Origin of the sequence: Yaniella halotolerans DSM 15476, assembly GCF_000420805.1 — a bacterium.
Taxonomy (GTDB): Bacteria; Actinomycetota; Actinomycetes; order Actinomycetales; family Micrococcaceae; genus Yaniella; species Yaniella halotolerans.
In genome coordinates this window covers 16464-35382 of the sequence record NZ_ATVQ01000004.1, presented here as the reverse complement: position 1 = coordinate 35382, position 18919 = coordinate 16464, and the positions used below count along the sequence as shown (strand labels likewise).

Here is an 18919-nt window from a genome sequence, read left to right as displayed (position 1 = left end):
CCCGTGTCTTAGAAAATGTGGCGTACCCGAGAGAACGTACAGGCACTGCGTACAGATAAATCTTGGAAGGTCTGTGAAAGGATCGCTGTTGGTCGCTTCTAGCACCTCTGACAACACAACCGCTACAAACTATCGACATGGCTCTTCGTCCGGTCGAATTTCTTTTGCAAAGATTAGTGAACCACTAGATATTCCTAATCTGCTTGCCCTCCAGACGGAATCTTTTGACCGTCTCGTTGGCAATGAGCGTTGGGCCGAACAGGTCGCACACGCTCAAGAAATCGGCGACGACTCAGTCATCACGACGTCGGGTCTCGGCGAGATTTTTGAAGAAATCTCACCGATCGAGGATTACCAGGGCACCATGGCCCTCTCGTTTGCCGACCCGGAATTCTCAGACCCCAAGATGGGTGCTGAGGAAGCAAAAGAACGTGACGCATCTTATGCTGCACCGCTGTACGTCAAAGCCGAGTTTATGAACTACAACACCGGCGAAATTAAGCAGCAGACCGTCTTCATGGGTGATTTCCCGCTGATGACAAACGAAGGTACCTTCGTTATTAACGGTACTGAGCGTGTCGTCGTGTCCCAGCTGGTTCGTTCCCCGGGCGCCTACTTTGAACGCACCCCGGACAAGACCACGGACAAAGACATTTACACCGCACGAATCATCCCGTCACGCGGTGCCTGGTTCGAGCTGGAAATTGACCGCCGTGACCAGGTTTCAGTTCGCCTGGACCGCCGTCGTAAGCAACCAGTCACCGTGCTGTTGAAGGCACTGGGCTGGACCGAAGCTCGCATTCGCGAAGAATTCGGCAACTACGACTCCATGATGCTCACCCTGGAAAAAGACGGCATCGACGACCAGGCAGAAGCACTCAAGGACATCTACCGCAAGCTGCGTCCGGGTGAACCAGTCTCGGTTGACGCCGCGCAAAGCCTGCTGGCCAACCTCTACTTCACCGAGCGTCGCTACGATCTGGCCAAGGTCGGTCGTTACAAGCTCAACCGCAAGCTCGGTGTGAATGCACCACTTTCGGATCCATCCTCGATGGTACTCACCGAAGAAGATGTCACCCAGATGGTGCACTTCATCGCAGCACTGCATAACGGTGACTCCAGCATCAAGGGTGAACGCAAGGGCGAAACCGTTGATATTCCAGTGGAAGTCGACGACATTGACCACTTCGGTAACCGTCGTATCCGTGCAGTTGGCGAACTCATTGAAAACCAGATTCGCACCGGTCTATCCCGTATGGAACGCGTGGTCCGCGAACGCATGACCACACAAGACGTTGAGGCCATTACCCCGCAGACGCTGATCAATATCCGTCCGGTAGTTGCCGCCATTCGCGAGTTCTTCGGTACTTCGCAGCTATCGCAGTTCATGGACCAGGGGAACCCGCTCGCCGGACTGACCCACAAGCGTCGCCTCTCGGCCCTTGGACCCGGCGGTCTCTCTCGTGACCGCGCCGGTATGGAAGTCCGTGACGTTCACCCATCGCACTACGGGCGTATGTGTCCAATTGAAACTCCGGAAGGTCCAAACATTGGCCTGATCGGTTCGATGGCTACGTTCGGTCGTATCAACGAATTCGGTTTCATCGAAACTCCTTACCGCAAAGTCATTGACAACAAAGTCACTGACGTCGTGGAATACCTCACCGCCGATGACGAACTGCACGTGCAGATCGCTCAGGCCAATGCGGTACTCAACGAAGACGGTTCGTTTGCAGAAGAACTCGTCATGTCCCGTCAGCGCGGCGGTGACGGTGAGCCAATCCTCGCCGAACCAACTGACGTTGACTACATGGACGTTTCACCGCGCCAGATGGTCTCTGCGGCAACCGCGCTGATTCCATTCTTGGAGCACGACGATGCGAACCGCGCGCTCATGGGCGCCAACATGCAGCGTCAGGCTGTCCCGCTCGTGGAAGCCGAAGCACCGCTGGTTGGTACCGGCATGGAGAAACCAATCGCCATCGACGCCGGAGATTCAACCATTGCGTTGAAACCAGGTGTCGTCACCGAAGTGGCTGCTGACCTCGTAACCGTCATGGAAGACGAAGGCACCACCCGCCACTACCCGCTCTACAAATTCCAGCGCTCTAACCAGGGCAACGCCTACAACCAGGTTGTTCGCGTTTCCGAAGGTGATCGTGTCGAATACGGTGCGGTGTTGGCCGACGGCCCATCCACTGACAATGGTGAACTGGCACTTGGTAAGAACGTTCTTGTGGCCTTCATGCCATGGGAAGGCTTGAACTTCGAAGATGCGATCATCGTTTCCCAGCGCATGGTCTCAGACGACGTCCTCACCTCGATTCACATCGAAGAGTACGAAGTCGATGCCCGTGACACTAAACTCGGTGCTGAAGAAGTCACCCGTGACATTCCAAACGTCTCCGACGAAGTCTTGTCACAGCTCGACGAACGCGGCATCATCCACATTGGTGCTGAAGTTGAAGCTGGCGACATTCTGGTTGGACGTGTCACCCCGAAGGGTGAAACCGAACTGACACCAGAAGAACGCCTGCTACGCGCTATCTTCGGTGAAAAATCCAAGGAAGTCCGTGATACCTCGCTGAAGGTCCCACACGGTGAATCCGGAACTGTTATCGGTGTACGTATTTTCGACCGCGACGAAGACGACGACCTGCCAGCCGGTGTAAACCAGTTGGTGCGCGTCTACGTGGCACAGAAACGTAAGATCACCGACGGTGACAAGATGGCCGGTCGTCACGGTAACAAGGGTGTTATTGCGAAGATCCTTCCCGTTGAAGACATGCCGTTCTTGGAAGACGGTACCCCGGTTGACATGATCCTGAACCCACTCGGTGTTCCAGGACGTATGAACCTGGGTCAGGTTATGGAGCTCCATCTCGGTTGGGCTGCCGCCAACGGTTGGAAGATCGAAGGCGAACCAGACTTCCTCAAGAAGCTGCCGAATCTGCCACGCGAAACCGGACCGGTCAATGTGGCCACCCCGGTCTTCGACGGTGCAGAAGCCGAAGAAGTCACAGGTCTGTTGGAACACGTCCACCCAACACGCGACGGCGTTCGTCTGGTTGGAAGCAACGGCAAGGCACGACTGCATGATGGTCGCTCTGGCGAACCTTTCCCAGAAGAGATCTCCATCGGCTACATGTACATGCTGAAGCTGCACCACTTGGTCGACGATAAGATTCACGCACGTTCGACCGGACCGTACTCGATGATTACCCAGCAGCCACTGGGTGGTAAAGCACAGTTCGGTGGTCAGCGCTTTGGTGAAATGGAAGTTTGGGCACTGGAAGCATACGGTGCCGCATACACCCTGCAGGAACTGCTCACCCACAAATCTGACGACGTTCATGGCCGCGTAAAAGTCTATGAAGCGATCGTCAAGGGCGAGAATGTTCCGGAGCCAGGTGTTCCAGAATCATTCAAAGTATTGATCAAAGAAATGCAGTCGCTCTGCCTGAACGTGGAAGTCCTTTCCGCCGACGGCCGCAACATAGAAATGCGTGACTCGGATGAAGATTCATTCCGTGCTGCTGAAGAACTAGGCATCGATCTCTCCCGCGCTGAACCCAGCTCGGTAGAAGAAGTCTAAGTTCACAACACTCAATAGTCTTTATCCACTTAAGAACCAGGAGTTCATCGGACTATGTCCACAGAAAACTCATTCGGCCTCATGCGCATCGGCCTGGCCACCGCCGACCAAATCCGCGAGTGGTCCTACGGTGAGGTCAAAAAACCTGAAACCATTAACTATCGAACACTGAAGCCAGAAAAAGACGGCCTCTTTTGTGAACGCATCTTCGGTCCAACCCGTGACTGGGAATGCTACTGCGGTAAATACAAGCGTGTCCGTTACAAGGGCATCATTTGTGAACGCTGTGGTGTAGAAGTTACCCGCTCCAAAGTACGCCGTGACCGTATGGGCCACGTCGAACTTGCAGCACCAGTTACCCACATCTGGTACTTCAAGGGTGTTCCTTCACGTCTCGGCTACCTGCTGGACTTGGCACCGAAAGATCTCGAAAAGATCATCTACTTCGCTGCCTACATGATCACCAGTGTCGACGAAGAAGCTCGTCACACCGATCTGCCGAACCTGCAGGCTGAGCATGACCAGGAAGTCAACTTCCTCAAGAAGCAGCTCGACTCCGATATCGCAGCAATTTCTCGCGACCTCGAAGAAGAACTTGCTGAACTCGAAAAATCGGGTGCCAAAGCCGCAGAACGCGAAAAAGCCAAGTCCCTGGCCGAAAAGACCATGGCACAGGTTCGCAAACGCTCCGAAGCAGAGATCGACCAGATGGAAGAAGTCTGGGAGCGGTTCAAGAACCTCAAAGTTGGCGACCTCGAAGGCGAAGAGCACATTTTCCGTGCAATGCGCGACAAGTACAGCGAGTACTTCGAAGGCTCCATGGGTGCTGAATCAATCCAGCGCCGCTTGCAAACCTTCGACCTGCAGGGTGAAGCAGAAAAACTGCACGAAATCATCCAGACCGGAAAAGGCCAGCGCAAGACCCGTGCCCTGAAGCGTCTGAAAGTGGTCAACGCATTTTTGACCACCGACAACTCGCCAGAAGGCATGGTCCTGGACGCTGTCCCGATTATTCCACCAGAGCTTCGCCCAATGGTGCAGCTCGACGGTGGTCGCTTCGCGACCTCGGATCTCAACGACCTCTACCGTCGCGTGATCAACCGCAACTCACGCCTGAAGCGTCTGCTTGAGCTCGGTGCTCCCGAGATCATCGTGAACAACGAAAAGCGCATGCTCCAGGAATCCGTTGACTCTCTGTTCGATAACGGTCGACGCGGCCGTGCAGTGACCGGACCGGGTAACCGCCCGTTGAAGTCACTATCTGACATGCTCAAGGGTAAACAAGGACGTTTCCGCCAGAACTTGCTCGGTAAACGAGTCGACTACTCAGGTCGTTCGGTTATTGTCGTTGGTCCGCAGCTGCAACTGCACCAAGCCGGTCTGCCAAAACAGATGGCACTCGAACTGTTCAAACCGTTCGTGATGAAGCGCCTGGTTGATCTCAACCACGCACAAAACATCAAGTCCGCCAAACGCATGGTGGAACGTACCCGTCCACAGGTTTGGGACGTACTGGAAGAAGTCATTACCGAACACCCGGTACTGCTCAACCGTGCGCCCACCCTGCACCGACTCGGTATTCAGGCGTTCGAACCACAACTGGTTGAAGGTAAAGCCATCCAGCTGCACCCACTGGTTTGTGCTGCATTCAACGCTGACTTCGACGGTGACCAGATGGCCGTGCACTTGCCACTGAGCCCAGAGGCTCAAGCGGAAGCTCGTGTTCTGATGTTGTCGTCGAACAACATCCTGAAGCCATCAGATGGTCGCGCTGTTGCCGTGCCGTCACAGGATATGGTCATTGGCCTCAACCACCTGACCGATGTGCGCGATGACGTCGAAGGTGTAGGCAACACCTACTCCTCACTCGGCGAAGCCATCATGGGCATGGACGCAGGCAAGGTACACCTCAACGCCACCATCACCATCGGCGTCGACGGATTTGTTCCATCAGACGCGCAGTCAGCCCCAGAAGGTTGGGAACCAGGACAGCGCGTAAACCTCGAGACCACTCTTGGACGCGTCCTGTTCAACCAGCTGCTGCCAGCTGACTACCCATGGGTCGAAATGGTTGCCACCAAAGGCACCCTTGGCGATTTGGTCAACGACCTCGCCGAACGGTACCCGTTGGCTGAAACCGCAGGCGCTTTGGATAACCTCAAAGACGCTGGTTTCTACTGGGGTACCCGTTCCGGTGTAACCGTTGCAATCTCGGATATCACGTCGAACTTCGATAAAGCTTCGATCATGGAATCTTACGAGGACCAAGCCGCAAAGGTACAGGTTCAGTATGAAACCGGTCTGATCGCAGACGAAGAACGCCGCGCTGAACTCATCGACATCTGGAACAACGCCACCGACGAAGTTGCACAAGCAATGCAGGACGGTATGGGTAAACAGAACGCCATTAACCGCATGGTCACCTCCGGTGCCCGCGGTAACTGGCTGCAGGTTCGCCAGATTGCCGGTATCCGTGGTCTGGTTGCCAACCCGAAAGGTGAGATTATCCCACGTCCGATCAAGTCCTCCTACCGTGAGGGCCTGTCGGTTCTGGAATACTTCTCCGCTACCCACGGTGCGCGTAAAGGTCTCGCCGATACCGCGCTGAAAACCGCGAACTCGGGTTACCTGACACGTCGTCTCGTTGACGTCTCCCAGGATGTCATCGTGCGTGAGGAAAGCTGTGGCACGCGCCGCGGCCTCAACGTCACCATCTCCGAACCAAACGCCGACGGCGAGCTGGTCTTGGTCGATGACGTCGAGACATCCTCGTACTCACGTGTTCTGGCCACCGACGTCAAAGATGCCGATGGAAATGTTGTTGCCGAAGCCGGAGAAGACGTCGGCAGCACCAAGCTCAACCAGTTGCTCGAAGCCGGTATTACCGAAATCCGTGTGCGCTCGGTCCTGACCTGTGAATCAAGCGTCGGAACCTGTGCGAACTGCTATGGCCGTTCCATGGCCACCGGCAAGGTCGTCGACATCGGTGAAGCCGTTGGTATTATCGCTGCCCAGTCCATTGGTGAACCAGGTACCCAGCTGACTATGCGTACCTTCCACACCGGTGGTGTTGCATCGGCCGACGATATTACCCAGGGTCTGCCACGTATTCAGGAACTCTTCGAAGCACGTACACCAAAGGGTGTCGCTCCAATCTCCGAGGTTGCCGGTCGTGTGAACATCGAAGAAGAGGACAAGCAAGTACGCCTTGTGCTCACTCCCGATGACGGCTCTGAAGAGATGGCCTACCCGGTTCTACGTCGCTCCCGTCTCCTCGTAGAAGACGGTCAGCACGTCGAGGTCGGTACCCAGCTTGTGGCCGGTGCCATCGATCCAAAACAGGTACTGCGTGTTCTTGGTCCACGTGCCGCCCAGAAATTCCTGGTCGACGAGGTCCAAGAGGTCTACCAGTCACAGGGTGTTGGCATTCACGACAAGCACGTCGAAGTCATCGTTCGTCAGATGCTGCGTCGAATCACCATTATTGACTCCGGTGAAACAGACCTGCTGCCTGGTGAACTGACTGACCGTATTCGGTTCGTCGCTTCCAACCGTGCTGCCGTCGCCGAAGGCAAGCGTCCAGCTAGCGGTCGTGACGAGCTCATGGGTATTACCAAGGCCTCCTTGGCAACCGACTCATGGCTATCCGCCGCGTCCTTCCAGGAAACCACCCGCGTCCTGACACAGGCCGCCATGGAAGGCAAGGCTGACCCACTGCTTGGTCTGAAGGAAAACGTCATCATCGGTAAGCTCATCCCAGCCGGTACCGGCCTGGATCGCTACACCAATGTTGCCGTGGAACCAACCGACGACGCCAAGGCGAACATGTTCACCGGTGCCGCAGCATTCCCGGATTTCGATTACCCGGGCATGGATACTGAAATCGGTGGGGACTTCCACGCTATTCCGCTGGAAGACTACGGGATGGGTGGAGAATTCCGCTAAACCAGTAGGCCCACTAAACCGGCCCTAAACAAGAAGAGAGCCAGTGCGATGATTCGCACTGGCTCTCTTATCTTAAGTAACTTTTCGCAGATGTCAGCGGCGCCGCAGCGGCCGACGTTTCACCATCTGGGCCATCACCAAACTGTAGAGACCGGCAAACCAGGTAATCCCAATGCCGAGCCAATGTGGTGGGGTCATGGCAACGGTCGCGATCAACCCAATGATCAATAGTAGGAAGCCCAACGCATTGAGCAGGAGAAACAGTGCCGTTGAAGGCGACGTTGAGGATTTCGTGTCGTGTTGTGCCATCAGCCCTTATACCTTCATATGTAACTAGCAAACCAAATGTCTTCGGTACAACAGTAGTCTGCCCAAGAGCACGTCACGAATACGATCGCTGACCAAGAACGACAAAGGCCACCGAATGAAAAGATCCCCATTCGGTGGCCTATAGACGCTACTCGAAGGTCGATCTAACCTCGGCGTGCTAAATACATATTGAAGGCACGAGCAAGTAGCTTGTTGATTGGGTAATCCCATTCGCCCATGGTTTGTACGACATCGGCACCCATGGTGGTTTTAAACCTGGTGAGACCCGCCAGCTCATGCTCCTTGTTGAGAGTAGCCGACACGCCGCCTAGGTCATACCACGCAGCACCTGCTTCAAGACTGAGCTTAATCTGCTCCAGCTGTAGTGCCCGTGGTGCATAGCGTTTCGACTCCGCGCGTGTGGACGCACCGTAAACATACCAGCCGGTGTCCTGCTGCTGTACGTAGATGGCCGAAGCCAGCAGCTGGTCCTCATAGTGCGCGAACAACACCTTGCACTGGGCAGTCGGCGAATCATTCAGTGCTTTTAGCATCGACTCAAAATAGCTTTGGGGACGCCCAATGAAGTCATCCCGTTCAGCAGTCTCCTCATAGAGCGCCTGCCAAGCAGCGACATCGGCGAGACCGCCGGACGTGACCGTGAGCTCGGAACGGGTGGATTTCCTTGTCTGTCGACGTGACGTGCTGTCCATCCGCTTCAGGACTTCTTCCACGGCCTGCTCGAACTCGGGTGAGTCGCGGTTAGCGCGCCGTTCAGGAGTGAGCTGGGGGAGTGGGATGCGGGCCTGGAATTGCGCTTGGCCAGCAACAAAGTCTTCAGATAGCTCTGGTTTCTCCCAGCCGTGACGGACCAAGGTATCTTCCATAGTCCACGCTGCGTTGTTGGTCTCTACTGGCTGGAGCTCCGGGATCATGCCGTGTTCGCCCGCTGAAAGCGCCTTGCGAACGTCGTCAGCATCCCACCGGCGCAAAACAAAGGGCAGCCCCATGCGGATCATAAAGGCCCCTTGACTGCGAGTATAAGGCACCAGCGGTTCAAGTAGCGTGTCAAGTTCATAGAGATCTGGATCAAATAATGGACCGTCTGCAAGATACGCAAGAGAACGTCCGCGTAAGCCCGGCACAGGAATGGGACGGTACAGCACCAAAGAGACAGCTACGAGCTCGTCATCGTCGAACCATCCAAGCGACTGGCTTCGCCAAGCCGGCTTCGTTTGCGGCCAGACGGGGTTCTGCAAAAACGACGCCCGGGCCTGTTCGGCGATGAAGTCGTGATGCTGTTCAACGGAAATCTCTTGGATGCGAAGAGTCTTATGATGTGTCACCCTTCCAGCGTACCCCAGTGAGGCATTGGTGGCGGGGTGTTGGCAGACAGCAGGCCGAGTGACAGTTGCTACACTCGACGTCTATGAGCAACCTGATCCCAGCGTCCCAAACGTTCGTTCCAGTGATTACCGGTGGAGACCTCGGAGCGTATAGCCTTGCACGCGAATTTCACGAAGCATATGGCGTGCAGTCAGCCATTGTTCCGACAGCCGATAATCTGGTCGTCGGTGGCAGCAAGATCACACAGCTTTTCCCCGCAGGTCAAATGTTTGACCCAGCGCGTGTAGTCCGACATTTGGGTGATGTTGCCAACATGCTGCAACAAGAAGGGCCGCGTCCGCTCATCCTGTTGGCCGGATACGACCATCTCGTACGAATCATGGTTGACCACGACGCCGAATTGCGAGACATGGGGTACGTCTTTCCCACGTTGACCGTTGAACAACTGGATCAGGCTTCCCTGAAAGAGAACTTCTATGCCTTGTGTGAAAAATTAGGGATCCATTACCCCCGTACAGCAATCTACGACTGTGCAGGCACGAACCAACCAATTGAAGAGTTCGTCAATGAACTCGTGGCCCCTGACTGGCACTACCCCCTGATTGTTAAAGCGGGTGATGGCGGTGCATGGGCCAATACTCGCTTCGAAGGTCGTCGGAAAGTGCACTATGTCGAAACCTCCGATGAGCTAGGCGACGTACTGCGCAAGGCGATAGATGCTGGTTATGAGGGAACCCTGATTATCCAACAATTTATCCCGGGGCCAGATTCTAATTTGAGGATCCTCACACATTTCCGCGACCGTCACGGCAATCTTGCCCTGACCGGTCTTGCCCAGGTCATTGTTGAAGATCATGCATCAGGGCTAGAGGGCAATTCCCGTGCACTCATTGCTGCAGCCGATCCAAAGGTTGAAGCCCAGGGTGCTGAACTGCTGGATGCCTTGGAGTGGCATGGCTTTGGCATGTTCGATATCAAGATTCATCAACATACCGGGGAGCCATACTTCCTGGAGATGAACCCGCGCCTGGGACGACACCATTATTATTTGACGGTCGCGGGCGCCAACCCTTCGCCATATCTCGTACGCGAATTGGTTGAAGCAGCAGAGCATCCGCCCGCCAAGGTGACTGACGGACCTGCGGCATCCATGACGATTCCCATGAAGCTTGCTTATCAGTATGCTTCCGAAGACCAAGCAGCTCAGCTGCGGGCTGCAAAACGTGCCAAGCGGGTGGGGTGGCCGCTACGTTACGGTCAGGACCGCAACGTGAAACGCGACCTGTATCAGCGACTCCGTCTCACGAAGGCTGCTCGTGAAATTGACCATGTTCCAGGCACTATGAATACCTAGCTATTAGTGTCGTCGCATGCTATACCCGAATTTTCCACTCGTGCTTGAACCTGTTACACTGGGAACGATCGTTTCAAAGTGGCAGTAGGACTCTGTCCGGGTTGCGGGGATCTTGCGCAACAAATGCCACCTTTTTGCACGTCCAAAGGCAAAGCCTTCGGTGCGTCGAAAAAAGACCAAGCTTTCTTTCGAATCGTTGCGGCACTGCGCCGTCTCGATCCGTTCGAATGAAGATGAGAATATACGGAGAGTATTTTGCCAACAATTCAGCAGTTGGTCCGGAAGGGCCGCACACCAAAGGCAAAGCGTATTGGTGCGCCAGCGCTTAATTCGCGCCCAATGCGCCGTGGTGTGTGCACTCGCGTGTACACCACGACCCCTAAGAAACCAAACTCTGCGCTGCGTAAAGTCGCACGTGTCCGCCTGGCTGGTGGTATTGAAGTTACCGCCTACATCCCAGGTGAGGGTCACAACCTTCAGGAGCACTCCATTGTGCTCGTACGCGGCGGTGGCGTGAAAGACCTTCCAGGTGTCCGCTACAAGATTGTTCGCGGTGCTCTGGATACCCAGGGTGTTAAAGACCGTCGTCAAGCTCGTAGCCGTTATGGTGCCAAGAAGGAGAAGAAGTAACCCATGCCACGTAAAGGACCTGCGCCCAAGCGCCCATTGGTAATTGACCCGGTTTATGGTTCATCCCTGGTCACCCAGCTAATTAACAAAGTTTTGGTCGATGGTAAGAAATCGACTGCCGAACGTATCGTCTACGGTGCCCTGAACGGCACTCGTGACAAAGGCGGCGACGACCCAGTAGCAACCTTGAAGAAGGCCCTGGACAACGTACGCCCCGCCCTCGAAGTCCGTTCACGTCGTGTTGGTGGCGCCACATACCAGGTACCAGTTGAGGTAAAGCCTGGCCGCGCTACCGCTCTGGCACTGCGTTGGTTGGTTACCTTCTCGAACGCACGCCGCGAAAAGTCGATGACTGAGCGTCTGACTAATGAAATTCTGGATGCTTCCAACGGATTGGGTGCAGCTGTAAAACGTCGTGAAGACGTACACAAGATGGCTGAAGCTAACAAGGCGTTTGCCCACTACCGCTGGTAAATCAAACACCAACTCAGTACTCATTCCGAGCCGTTGCCTCATCCAGGAGTCTGTGGCTCAAGGAAATTAGGCAACAACAAAGGGAGACCCTGTGGCACAACAAGAAGTGCTTACCGACCTCAACAAAGTTCGTAATATCGGCATCATGGCTCACATTGACGCCGGTAAAACTACTACAACCGAGCGGATCCTGTTCTACACCGGTGTGAACCACAAACTGGGTGAAACCCACGATGGTGCGTCCACAACTGACTGGATGGCACAGGAAAAAGAGCGCGGTATCACCATTACCTCAGCAGCTGTAACCAGCTTCTGGGAAGGTAACCAGATTAACGTCATCGATACTCCGGGTCACGTTGACTTCACTGTTGAAGTTGAGCGTTCCCTGCGTGTTCTCGACGGTGCAGTCGCTGTATTCGACGCCAAGGAAGGGGTAGAACCACAGTCTGAAACCGTGTGGCGTCAGGCAGACAAATACGGTGTACCTCGTATCTGTTTCGTCAATAAGATGGACAAGCTCGGTGCTGATTTCTACCACACCGTGGAGACCATCAAGTCACGTCTGGGTGCCAAGCCACTGGTTATGCAGTTGCCAATTGGTGCTGAAAACGACTTCATCGGTGTAGTCGACTTGCTCAGCATGAAAGCCTTCGTATGGCCAGCAGATGCCAAGGGTGACACCAAGCTCGGTGCCAGCTACGAGATTGAAGACATCCCTGCTGAACTGCAGGAACGTGCTGAACAGTACCGTAACGAGCTCATCGAGTCGGCTGCTGAATCATCGGAGGAACTGATGATGAAGTACCTCGACGAAGGTGACCTCACCAATGACGAAATCAAAGCCGGTATCCGCGCTTTGACCGTTGCTGATGAAGCGTACCCAGTGTTCTGTGGCTCGGCCTTCAAGAACCGTGGTGTGCAGCCAATCATCGACGCTGTTGTTGATTACCTGCCATCCCCACTGGACGTTGAGTCCGTCAAAGGCATCGCTATGAACGACGCCGAGCAGGAACTGACTCGTAAGCCAAGCACTCAGGAACCATTCTCTGCACTGGCCTTCAAGATTGCAGCGCACCCGTTCTTCGGTACCTTGACCTACGTTCGTGTTTACTCGGGCAAGATCAAGGCTGGCGATCAGATCCTGAACGCTACCAAGCAGAAGCAGGAACGCGTCTCGAAGATCTTCCAGATGCACTCCAATAAAGAGAACCCTGTTGACGAAGCTCAGGCCGGTCACATTTACGCGATTGTCGGCGTCAAAGACGTGACGACCGGTGACAGCCTCTCGGCAAAAGACGCACCGATCGTGCTGGAATCCATGGAATTCCCAGAGCCAGTCATCTCGGTTGCAATTGAGCCAAACTCCAAGGGTGACCAGGAGAAATTGTCGACCGCTATTCAGCGTCTGTCGGCGGAGGATCCAACCTTCACCGTCAGCCAGGACGAAGAAACTGGTCAGACCGTTATCGGCGGTATGGGCGAGTTGCACCTCGACGTTCTCGTGGACCGCATGAAGCGCGAGTTCAAGGTTGAAGCTACTGTTGGTAACCCACAGGTTTCCTACCGCGAAACAATTCGTCGCACCGTTGAATCTGTTGACTACACCCACAAGAAGCAGACCGGTGGTTCCGGCCAGTTCGCGAAGGTTGTCGTAACCTTTGAACCACTGGAAACTGAAGACGGCGAAATCTACGAGTTCAAGAACTCCGTGACCGGTGGACGTATTCCTCGCGAGTACATCCCATCTGTCGATCAGGGTATTCAGGAAGCCATGCAGTTCGGTGTGCTTGCCGGTTACCCAATGGTTGGCGTCAAGGCAACATTGCTCGATGGTGCTTACCACGATGTTGACTCGTCAGAAATGGCGTTCAAACTTGCAGGTTCGCAGGTCTTCAAGGAAGGCATCAAGCGCGCAAAACCGGTTCTTCTAGAACCAGTTATGTCCGTTGAAGTCCGTACTCCTGAAGAGTACATGGGTGACGTTATTGGTGACCTGAACTCTCGTCGCGGTACCATCGAATCGATGGAAGACGCCGCCGGTGTCAAAGTTATCAAGTCCAAGGTTCCGCTGTCTGAAATGTTCGGTTACATCGGTGACCTGCGCTCCCGTACACAGGGTCGCGCCGTGTACACCATGACCTTCGACTCATACGGCGAAGTTCCTGGCTCGGTCTCCGAGGAAATTATTCAGAAATACTCCGGCTCATAACTTAGAATAGTTTGCCGGCTAGATTTTGGGTGGTGGATCTGTATAGATCCACCACCTACCAAGCACCATGTATCCCCGAACATGAGGTTTGGTCTAGGACAAGGGTCCGGTCCGCACCTGCGGCCAAGATTGTTATGCAATCCACGGACCGGTCCTACCCACCGGGGAAAATTCAGTAAACACAACATCTGACGTAGACTGGACCAAAGTCAGACCGCCACAAGCGGCTGCATGTCCTTCTCCAGTCGAACAGTTCTAGGAGGAATCTGTGTCGAAGGCAAAGTTCGAGCGGACAAAGCCGCACATCAACATCGGTACCATTGGTCACGTTGACCACGGTAAAACCACCCTGACCGCTGCGATCTCCAAGGTACTTGCCGATAAGTACCCAGAGTTCAACGAACAGCGCGACTACTCCGATATCGACGGCGCGCCAGAAGAGCGCCAGCGCGGTATTACTATTAACGTCTCCCACGTTGAGTACGAAACCGAAAAGCGTCACTACGCGCACGTAGACGCCCCAGGTCACGCTGACTACATCAAGAACATGATCACCGGTGCCGCTCAGATGGACGGCGCAATTCTTGTTGTTGCTGCTACTGACGGTCCAATGGCTCAGACTCGTGAGCACGTTCTGTTGGCCAAGCAGGTTGGCGTGCCAGCTCTGCTTGTCGCACTGAACAAATCCGACATGGTCGATGACGAAGACCTGCTGGAATTGGTCGAGATGGAAGTACGCGAACTGCTATCTTCCCAGGAATTCGACGGTGACGACGCACCAGTTGTCCGTGTTTCCGCACTCAAGGCCATCGAAGGCGACGAAAAATGGGTCAAGTCAGTTGAAGAACTCATGGAAGCAGTCGATGACTTCATTCCAGAGCCAGTTCGTGACCGTGACAAGCCATTCCTTATGCCGATTGAAGACGTGTTCACCATTACCGGTCGCGGTACTGTTGTCACCGGTCGTGCAGAACGCGGTACCCTCGCAATCAACTCCGAAGTTGAAATCGTTGGTATCAAGGAATCCCAGAAGACTACCGTTACCGGTATCGAGATGTTCCACAAGCAGCTCGACGAAGCCTGGGCAGGCGAAAACTGTGGTCTGCTGCTGCGCGGTCTGCGTCGTGAAGATGTTGAACGTGGCCAGGTTGTTGTAAAACCAGGCTCGATCACACCACACACCGACTTCGAAGCAAACGTCTACATCTTGTCGAAAGACGAGGGTGGCCGTCACAACCCGTTCTACTCGAACTACCGTCCACAGTTCTACTTCCGTACCACTGACGTAACCGGTGTCATCACCCTGCCAGAAGGTACCGAAATGGTCATGCCAGGTGACACCACCGAAATGACTGTTGAATTGATCCAGCCAATCGCTATGGAAGAAGGTCTTGGCTTCGCAGTTCGTGAAGGTGGACGTACCGTAGGTTCAGGTCGTGTAACCAAGGTGATCAAATAAACTTGATGCACCACTGACGTACTAGCCTTTAGCTAGACTCAAATGAAACCCCCGCCATGTGCGGGGGTTTTGTTTTGTTCAAAACTTCTCTGCTCGCATGTACCCGCTACCGGAGGCGGGTCGGTAGAGTCTGGTCCGCCAGGATGCGCAAGTTGAAGCTTGTTGCTAAGGTAGGGAGCGGTCAGAAGCGGAGATCGTGTGTTCTACCACGTTGCTCCGTTGAATTCGCAATACACACAATTTTCTGTCATAATGGACAGGTTGCTCAAAACAGCTGTGCCTGGAATGCCAGCAGTAGTTGGTTCCAGGGCGTTACTTCTTGAGCAGACGTCAACTTTCCCAGACAGTGTATGACGCAGTGTCTGGCGAGCAAAAACTTGATGGTCTCATAGGGCCGAGGAACCCGGTATACGGATTCGACCATATGAGCAAAAACAAAAGCATGCGACAGCAATTGCTGTAGTCATGTACACAGGGACAGGTACTCAACTAGTACGGAAATGAGGCAGACGCCATGGCGGGACAGAAAATCCGCATCCGGCTGAAGTCATACGATCACGAAGTGATCGACACTTCAGCGCGGAAGATCGTTGATACGGTCACACGCGCAGGCGCACAGGTAGTAGGCCCGGTTCCACTACCTACTGAGAAGAATGTGTTCGCCGTGATCCGTTCTCCGCACAAATACAAAGACAGCCGTGAGCACTTCGAAATGCGTACTCACAAGCGTCTTATCGACATCGTAGACCCGACTCCGAAGGCTGTTGACTCGCTTATGCGCCTCGACCTGCCAGCGGACGTCAACATTGAAATCAAACTCTAAACTAGGGAGGTGCTGAGAGAACTATGACCATATCCCCAAAAATCAAGGGACTCATGGGCACGAAGCTCGGCATGACCCAGGTATGGGACGAGAACAACAACCTCATTCCCGTGACTGTGGTTCAGGCTGAGCCGAACGTAGTGACCCAGCTTCGTAACGACGAAGTAGATGGCTACTCTGCCATCCAGATTGCATACGGTGCAATTGACCCTCGTAAGGTCTCCAAACCATTGGTCGGACACTTCGACAAAGCCGGTGTTACACCGCGTCGTCACGTCGTCGAGATCCGTACCTCCGACGTAGTCGACTACACCCTCGGCCAGGACCTGACCGTTGAGCAGTTCGAAGCAGGACAGCTCATTGACGTCACCGCGAACTCCAAGGGTAAGGGCTTCGCCGGTGCCATGAAGCGTCACAACTTCGGCGGCGCAGGCGCATCTCACGGTCAGAAGAAGAACCACCGTAAACCGGGTTCTGTTGGTGGCGCTGCCACTCCAGGCCGTGTTTTCAAAGGCAAGAAACTTCCAGGCCGTATGGGCAACGTCAAAACAACCACCCAGAACCTCACTCTGCACGGCATCGATGTAGAGAACAACTTGCTGCTCATCAAAGGTGCAGTACCTGGTCCTCGCGGCCGTGTTGTGTTGGTTCGCGATGCAGTGAAGGGAGCCTAACTCCATGGCTGTCAAGAAAGTATCGGTGGATCTACCAGCAGAGCTCTTTGACGTCGAATCAAACGTCGCTTTGATGCACCAAGTTGTCAACGCACAGCTTGCTGCTGCACGCCAAGGGACGCACTCGACCAAAACCCGTTCTGAGGTTTCTGGTGGTGGACGTAAACCGTTTCGTCAAAAAGGTACCGGTCGCGCACGTCAGGGTTCCATCCGCGAACCTCAGATGACTGGTGGCGGTATTGCCCACGGTCCACAACCGCGCGATTACTCGCAGCGTACACCTAAGAAAATGAAGTCCGCAGCTTTGCGCGGTGCACTGTCTGACCGTGCCCGTAACGGACGCATCCATGTCATCGAGTCACTTGTGGCACAGGATACCCCGTCAACAAAAGCTGCAAAGACTGCACTGGCTGAAGTCCAGAACGAACGTCGCAACTTCCTAGTTGTCATCGAACGTTCCGACGACGTCGCTGCGCTGTCAACTCGTAACCTGCAGCATGTTCACACCCTGTATGCTGATCAGCTCAACACCTACGACGTGTTGAAGGCTGATGACGTGGTCTTTACCAAGCCTGCATACGACGCCTTCGTGGCCGCTGCAAGCGCGAAGTAAAAGGAGACCACATGAGCACCAACATTGATAAGAATCCGCGCGACGTGATCATTGCTCCCGTCGTGAGCGAAAAGAGCTACTCGGATATGGACGAAGGACGTTACACTTTCGTCGTTGATCCGCGTTCCAACAAGTCTGAAATCAAGCTGGCTATCGAAAAGATTTTCGACGTCAAAGTGGCTTCAGTCAACACCATGAACCGTGAGGGTAAGCGTCAGCGTACCCGTTTCGGATACGGCCAGCGCAACTCAATCAAGCGTGCGGTCGTCACTCTGAAGGAAGGTTCCATCGACATCTTCGGAGGTCCGGTTCTGTAAGGGCCGGAGACCACTTAATCGAGGAATATAACTATGGCAATTCGTAAACATAAGCCGGTTACACCGGGCCAACGTGGCTCGTCGGTATCCGACTTTCAACAAATAACTCGAAATGCGCCTGAAAAGTCGTTGCTACGTCCACTCTCTAAGAGCGGCGGTCGCAACAACCTCGGACGCATCACATCACGTCACCGTGGTGGCGGACACAAGCGTCAATACCGCTTGGTCGATTTCCGTCGTCACGACAAAGATGGCATCCAGGCCAAGGTCGCAGAAATTGAATACGACCCGAACCGTACTGCCAACATTGCACTGTTGCACTATGTCGATGGAGCTAAGCGCTACATCTTGGCACCTGCTCGTCTGAAGCAAGGTGACATGGTGGAGTCTGGCCCAAACGCCGACATCAAACCAGGCAACAACCTGCCACTGCGCAACATGCCACTGGGTACCGTGATCCACGCTGTGGAACTCCGTCCAGGCGGCGGCGCAAAGATGGCACGTTCAGCTGGAGCTTCAATCCAGCTCGTTGCTCGTGAAGGTAAGTACGCACAGCTACGTCTCCCATCCGGCGAAATCCGCAACGTTGATATCCGTTGCCGCGCCACCGTTGGTGAAGTCGGCAACGCCGAACAAATCAACATTTCCTGGGGTAAAGCTGGCCGTATGCGCTGGAAAGGCGTCCGTCCGCAGACCCGCGGTGCCGCCATGAACCCTGTGGATCACCCACACGGTGGTGGCGAAGGTCGTACATCAGGTGGACGTCACCCGTCCAACCCGAACGGCAAGAAGGAAGGCCGTACACGCCGTCCTAAGAAGGCCAGCGACCAGTACATCGTGCGTCGTCGTCCGAAAAGCAAGAAGAATCGATAGGAGCTGATCTCAGATGCCACGCAGCCTGAAGAAGGGCCCCTACGTAGATCAGCACTTGTACCTGAAGGTTCTTGCTGAGAACGAAAAGGGCTCCAAAAACGTTATCCGCACTTGGTCTCGTCGCTCGATGATCATTCCGGACATGCTGGGTCACACCATCGCTGTCCATGATGGTCGCAAGCACGTGCCGGTATTCATCACTGAATCCATGGTCGGACATAAACTGGGAGAATTCGCGCAAACGCGTACCTTCCGCGGCCACTCCAAGGACGACCAGAGAGGCCGCCGCTAATAGCG

General features: G+C 54.6%; 15 protein-coding genes. 13 read left to right on the top strand and 2 right to left on the bottom strand.

Annotation, left to right across the window (positions count from 1 at the left end; translation table 11 throughout):
* Window positions 1–88: 88 nt before the first annotated feature.
* Both rpoB and G583_RS0111845 read left to right on the top strand, forming a co-directional pair.
* Window positions 89–3595, top strand: coding sequence for a DNA-directed RNA polymerase subunit beta (rpoB, locus tag G583_RS0111850; RefSeq protein ID WP_029629549.1), 3507 nt, complete (start codon window positions 89–91; stop codon window positions 3593–3595).
* A gap of 54 nt (window positions 3596–3649) precedes the next feature.
* Window positions 3650–7540 (top strand): DNA-directed RNA polymerase subunit beta', encoded by a 3891-nt coding sequence (locus G583_RS0111845; RefSeq protein WP_022871395.1) that lies wholly within the window; start codon window positions 3650–3652, stop codon window positions 7538–7540.
* Between the two features lie 93 nt (window positions 7541–7633).
* On the opposite strand, the gene G583_RS0111840 is transcribed toward G583_RS0111845, so the two are convergent.
* Both G583_RS0111840 and G583_RS0111835 read right to left on the bottom strand, forming a co-directional pair.
* Window positions 7634–7849 (bottom strand): hypothetical protein, encoded by a 216-nt coding sequence (locus G583_RS0111840; protein WP_022871394.1) that lies wholly within the window; start codon window positions 7847–7849, stop codon window positions 7634–7636.
* Window positions 7850–8013: 164 nt separating this feature from the next.
* On the bottom strand, window positions 8014–9195 hold the full coding sequence (locus tag G583_RS0111835; protein ID WP_022871393.1) for a lipid II:glycine glycyltransferase FemX: 1182 nt from the start codon (window positions 9193–9195) through the stop codon (window positions 8014–8016).
* 83 nt (window positions 9196–9278) lie between these two features.
* Between G583_RS0111835 and G583_RS15840 the strand changes: the two genes are divergently transcribed.
* The 11 genes from G583_RS15840 to rpsS all read left to right on the top strand — a co-directional run bounded on the left by G583_RS15840 (window position 9279) and on the right by rpsS (window position 18914).
* On the top strand, window positions 9279–10550 hold the full coding sequence (locus G583_RS15840; RefSeq protein WP_022871392.1) for a carboxylate--amine ligase: 1272 nt from the start codon (window positions 9279–9281) through the stop codon (window positions 10548–10550).
* A gap of 255 nt (window positions 10551–10805) precedes the next feature.
* The gene (gene rpsL, locus G583_RS0111820) at window positions 10806–11180 is read left to right on the top strand and encodes a 30S ribosomal protein S12 (protein ID WP_022871390.1); all 375 of its coding nucleotides are present in this window, start codon (window positions 10806–10808) and stop codon (window positions 11178–11180) included.
* 3 nt (window positions 11181–11183) lie between these two features.
* A complete protein-coding gene (gene rpsG, locus G583_RS0111815) occupies window positions 11184–11654 on the top strand; it encodes a 30S ribosomal protein S7 (protein ID WP_022871389.1) in 471 nt (156 codons plus the stop codon).
* A gap of 91 nt (window positions 11655–11745) precedes the next feature.
* On the top strand, window positions 11746–13863 hold the full coding sequence (fusA, locus tag G583_RS0111810) for an elongation factor G (RefSeq protein WP_022871388.1): 2118 nt from the start codon (window positions 11746–11748) through the stop codon (window positions 13861–13863).
* A gap of 268 nt (window positions 13864–14131) precedes the next feature.
* Window positions 14132–15322 carry an elongation factor Tu gene (gene tuf, locus G583_RS0111805; RefSeq protein WP_022871387.1) on the top strand — a complete coding sequence of 397 codons (1191 nt, stop codon included), beginning with the start codon at window positions 14132–14134 and terminating at the stop codon, window positions 15320–15322.
* Between the two features lie 514 nt (window positions 15323–15836).
* A complete protein-coding gene (gene rpsJ, locus G583_RS0111800; RefSeq protein WP_022871386.1) occupies window positions 15837–16145 on the top strand; it encodes a 30S ribosomal protein S10 in 309 nt (102 codons plus the stop codon).
* A gap of 23 nt (window positions 16146–16168) precedes the next feature.
* Window positions 16169–16819 carry a 50S ribosomal protein L3 gene (rplC, locus tag G583_RS0111795; protein WP_022871385.1) on the top strand — a complete coding sequence of 217 codons (651 nt, stop codon included), beginning with the start codon at window positions 16169–16171 and terminating at the stop codon, window positions 16817–16819.
* 4 nt (window positions 16820–16823) lie between these two features.
* Window positions 16824–17432 carry a 50S ribosomal protein L4 gene (gene rplD / locus G583_RS0111790; protein ID WP_022871384.1) on the top strand — a complete coding sequence of 203 codons (609 nt, stop codon included), beginning with the start codon at window positions 16824–16826 and terminating at the stop codon, window positions 17430–17432.
* An 11-nt stretch (window positions 17433–17443) separates the two neighbouring features.
* On the top strand, window positions 17444–17749 hold the full coding sequence (gene rplW, locus G583_RS0111785; protein WP_022871383.1) for a 50S ribosomal protein L23: 306 nt from the start codon (window positions 17444–17446) through the stop codon (window positions 17747–17749).
* Between the two features lie 33 nt (window positions 17750–17782).
* Window positions 17783–18622, top strand: coding sequence for a 50S ribosomal protein L2 (gene rplB, locus G583_RS0111780; protein WP_022871382.1), 840 nt, complete (start codon window positions 17783–17785; stop codon window positions 18620–18622).
* A 13-nt stretch (window positions 18623–18635) separates the two neighbouring features.
* On the top strand, window positions 18636–18914 hold the full coding sequence (gene rpsS, locus G583_RS0111775) for a 30S ribosomal protein S19 (protein WP_022871381.1): 279 nt from the start codon (window positions 18636–18638) through the stop codon (window positions 18912–18914).
* Window positions 18915–18919 lie beyond the last annotated feature (5 nt).

What these genes read in the sequence shown, in the direction of transcription:
- G583_RS0111845 (WP_022871395.1), top strand. Translation starts at nt 3,650, where the DNA reads ATGTCCACAGAAAACTCATTCGGCCTCATGCGCATCGGCCTGGCCACC.
- G583_RS0111840 (WP_022871394.1), bottom strand. Translation starts at nt 7,849, where the DNA reads ATGGCACAACACGACACGAAATCCTCAACGTCGCCTTCAACGGCACTG.
- G583_RS15840 (WP_022871392.1), top strand. Translation starts at nt 9,279, where the DNA reads ATGAGCAACCTGATCCCAGCGTCCCAAACGTTCGTTCCAGTGATTACC.
- rpsG (WP_022871389.1), top strand. Translation starts at nt 11,184, where the DNA reads ATGCCACGTAAAGGACCTGCGCCCAAGCGCCCATTGGTAATTGACCCG.
- rpsJ (WP_022871386.1), top strand. Translation starts at nt 15,837, where the DNA reads ATGGCGGGACAGAAAATCCGCATCCGGCTGAAGTCATACGATCACGAA.
- rplC (WP_022871385.1), top strand. Translation starts at nt 16,169, where the DNA reads ATGACCATATCCCCAAAAATCAAGGGACTCATGGGCACGAAGCTCGGC.
- rplD (WP_022871384.1), top strand. Translation starts at nt 16,824, where the DNA reads ATGGCTGTCAAGAAAGTATCGGTGGATCTACCAGCAGAGCTCTTTGAC.
- rplW (WP_022871383.1), top strand. Translation starts at nt 17,444, where the DNA reads ATGAGCACCAACATTGATAAGAATCCGCGCGACGTGATCATTGCTCCC.
- rplB (WP_022871382.1), top strand. Translation starts at nt 17,783, where the DNA reads ATGGCAATTCGTAAACATAAGCCGGTTACACCGGGCCAACGTGGCTCG.
- rpsS (WP_022871381.1), top strand. Translation starts at nt 18,636, where the DNA reads ATGCCACGCAGCCTGAAGAAGGGCCCCTACGTAGATCAGCACTTGTAC.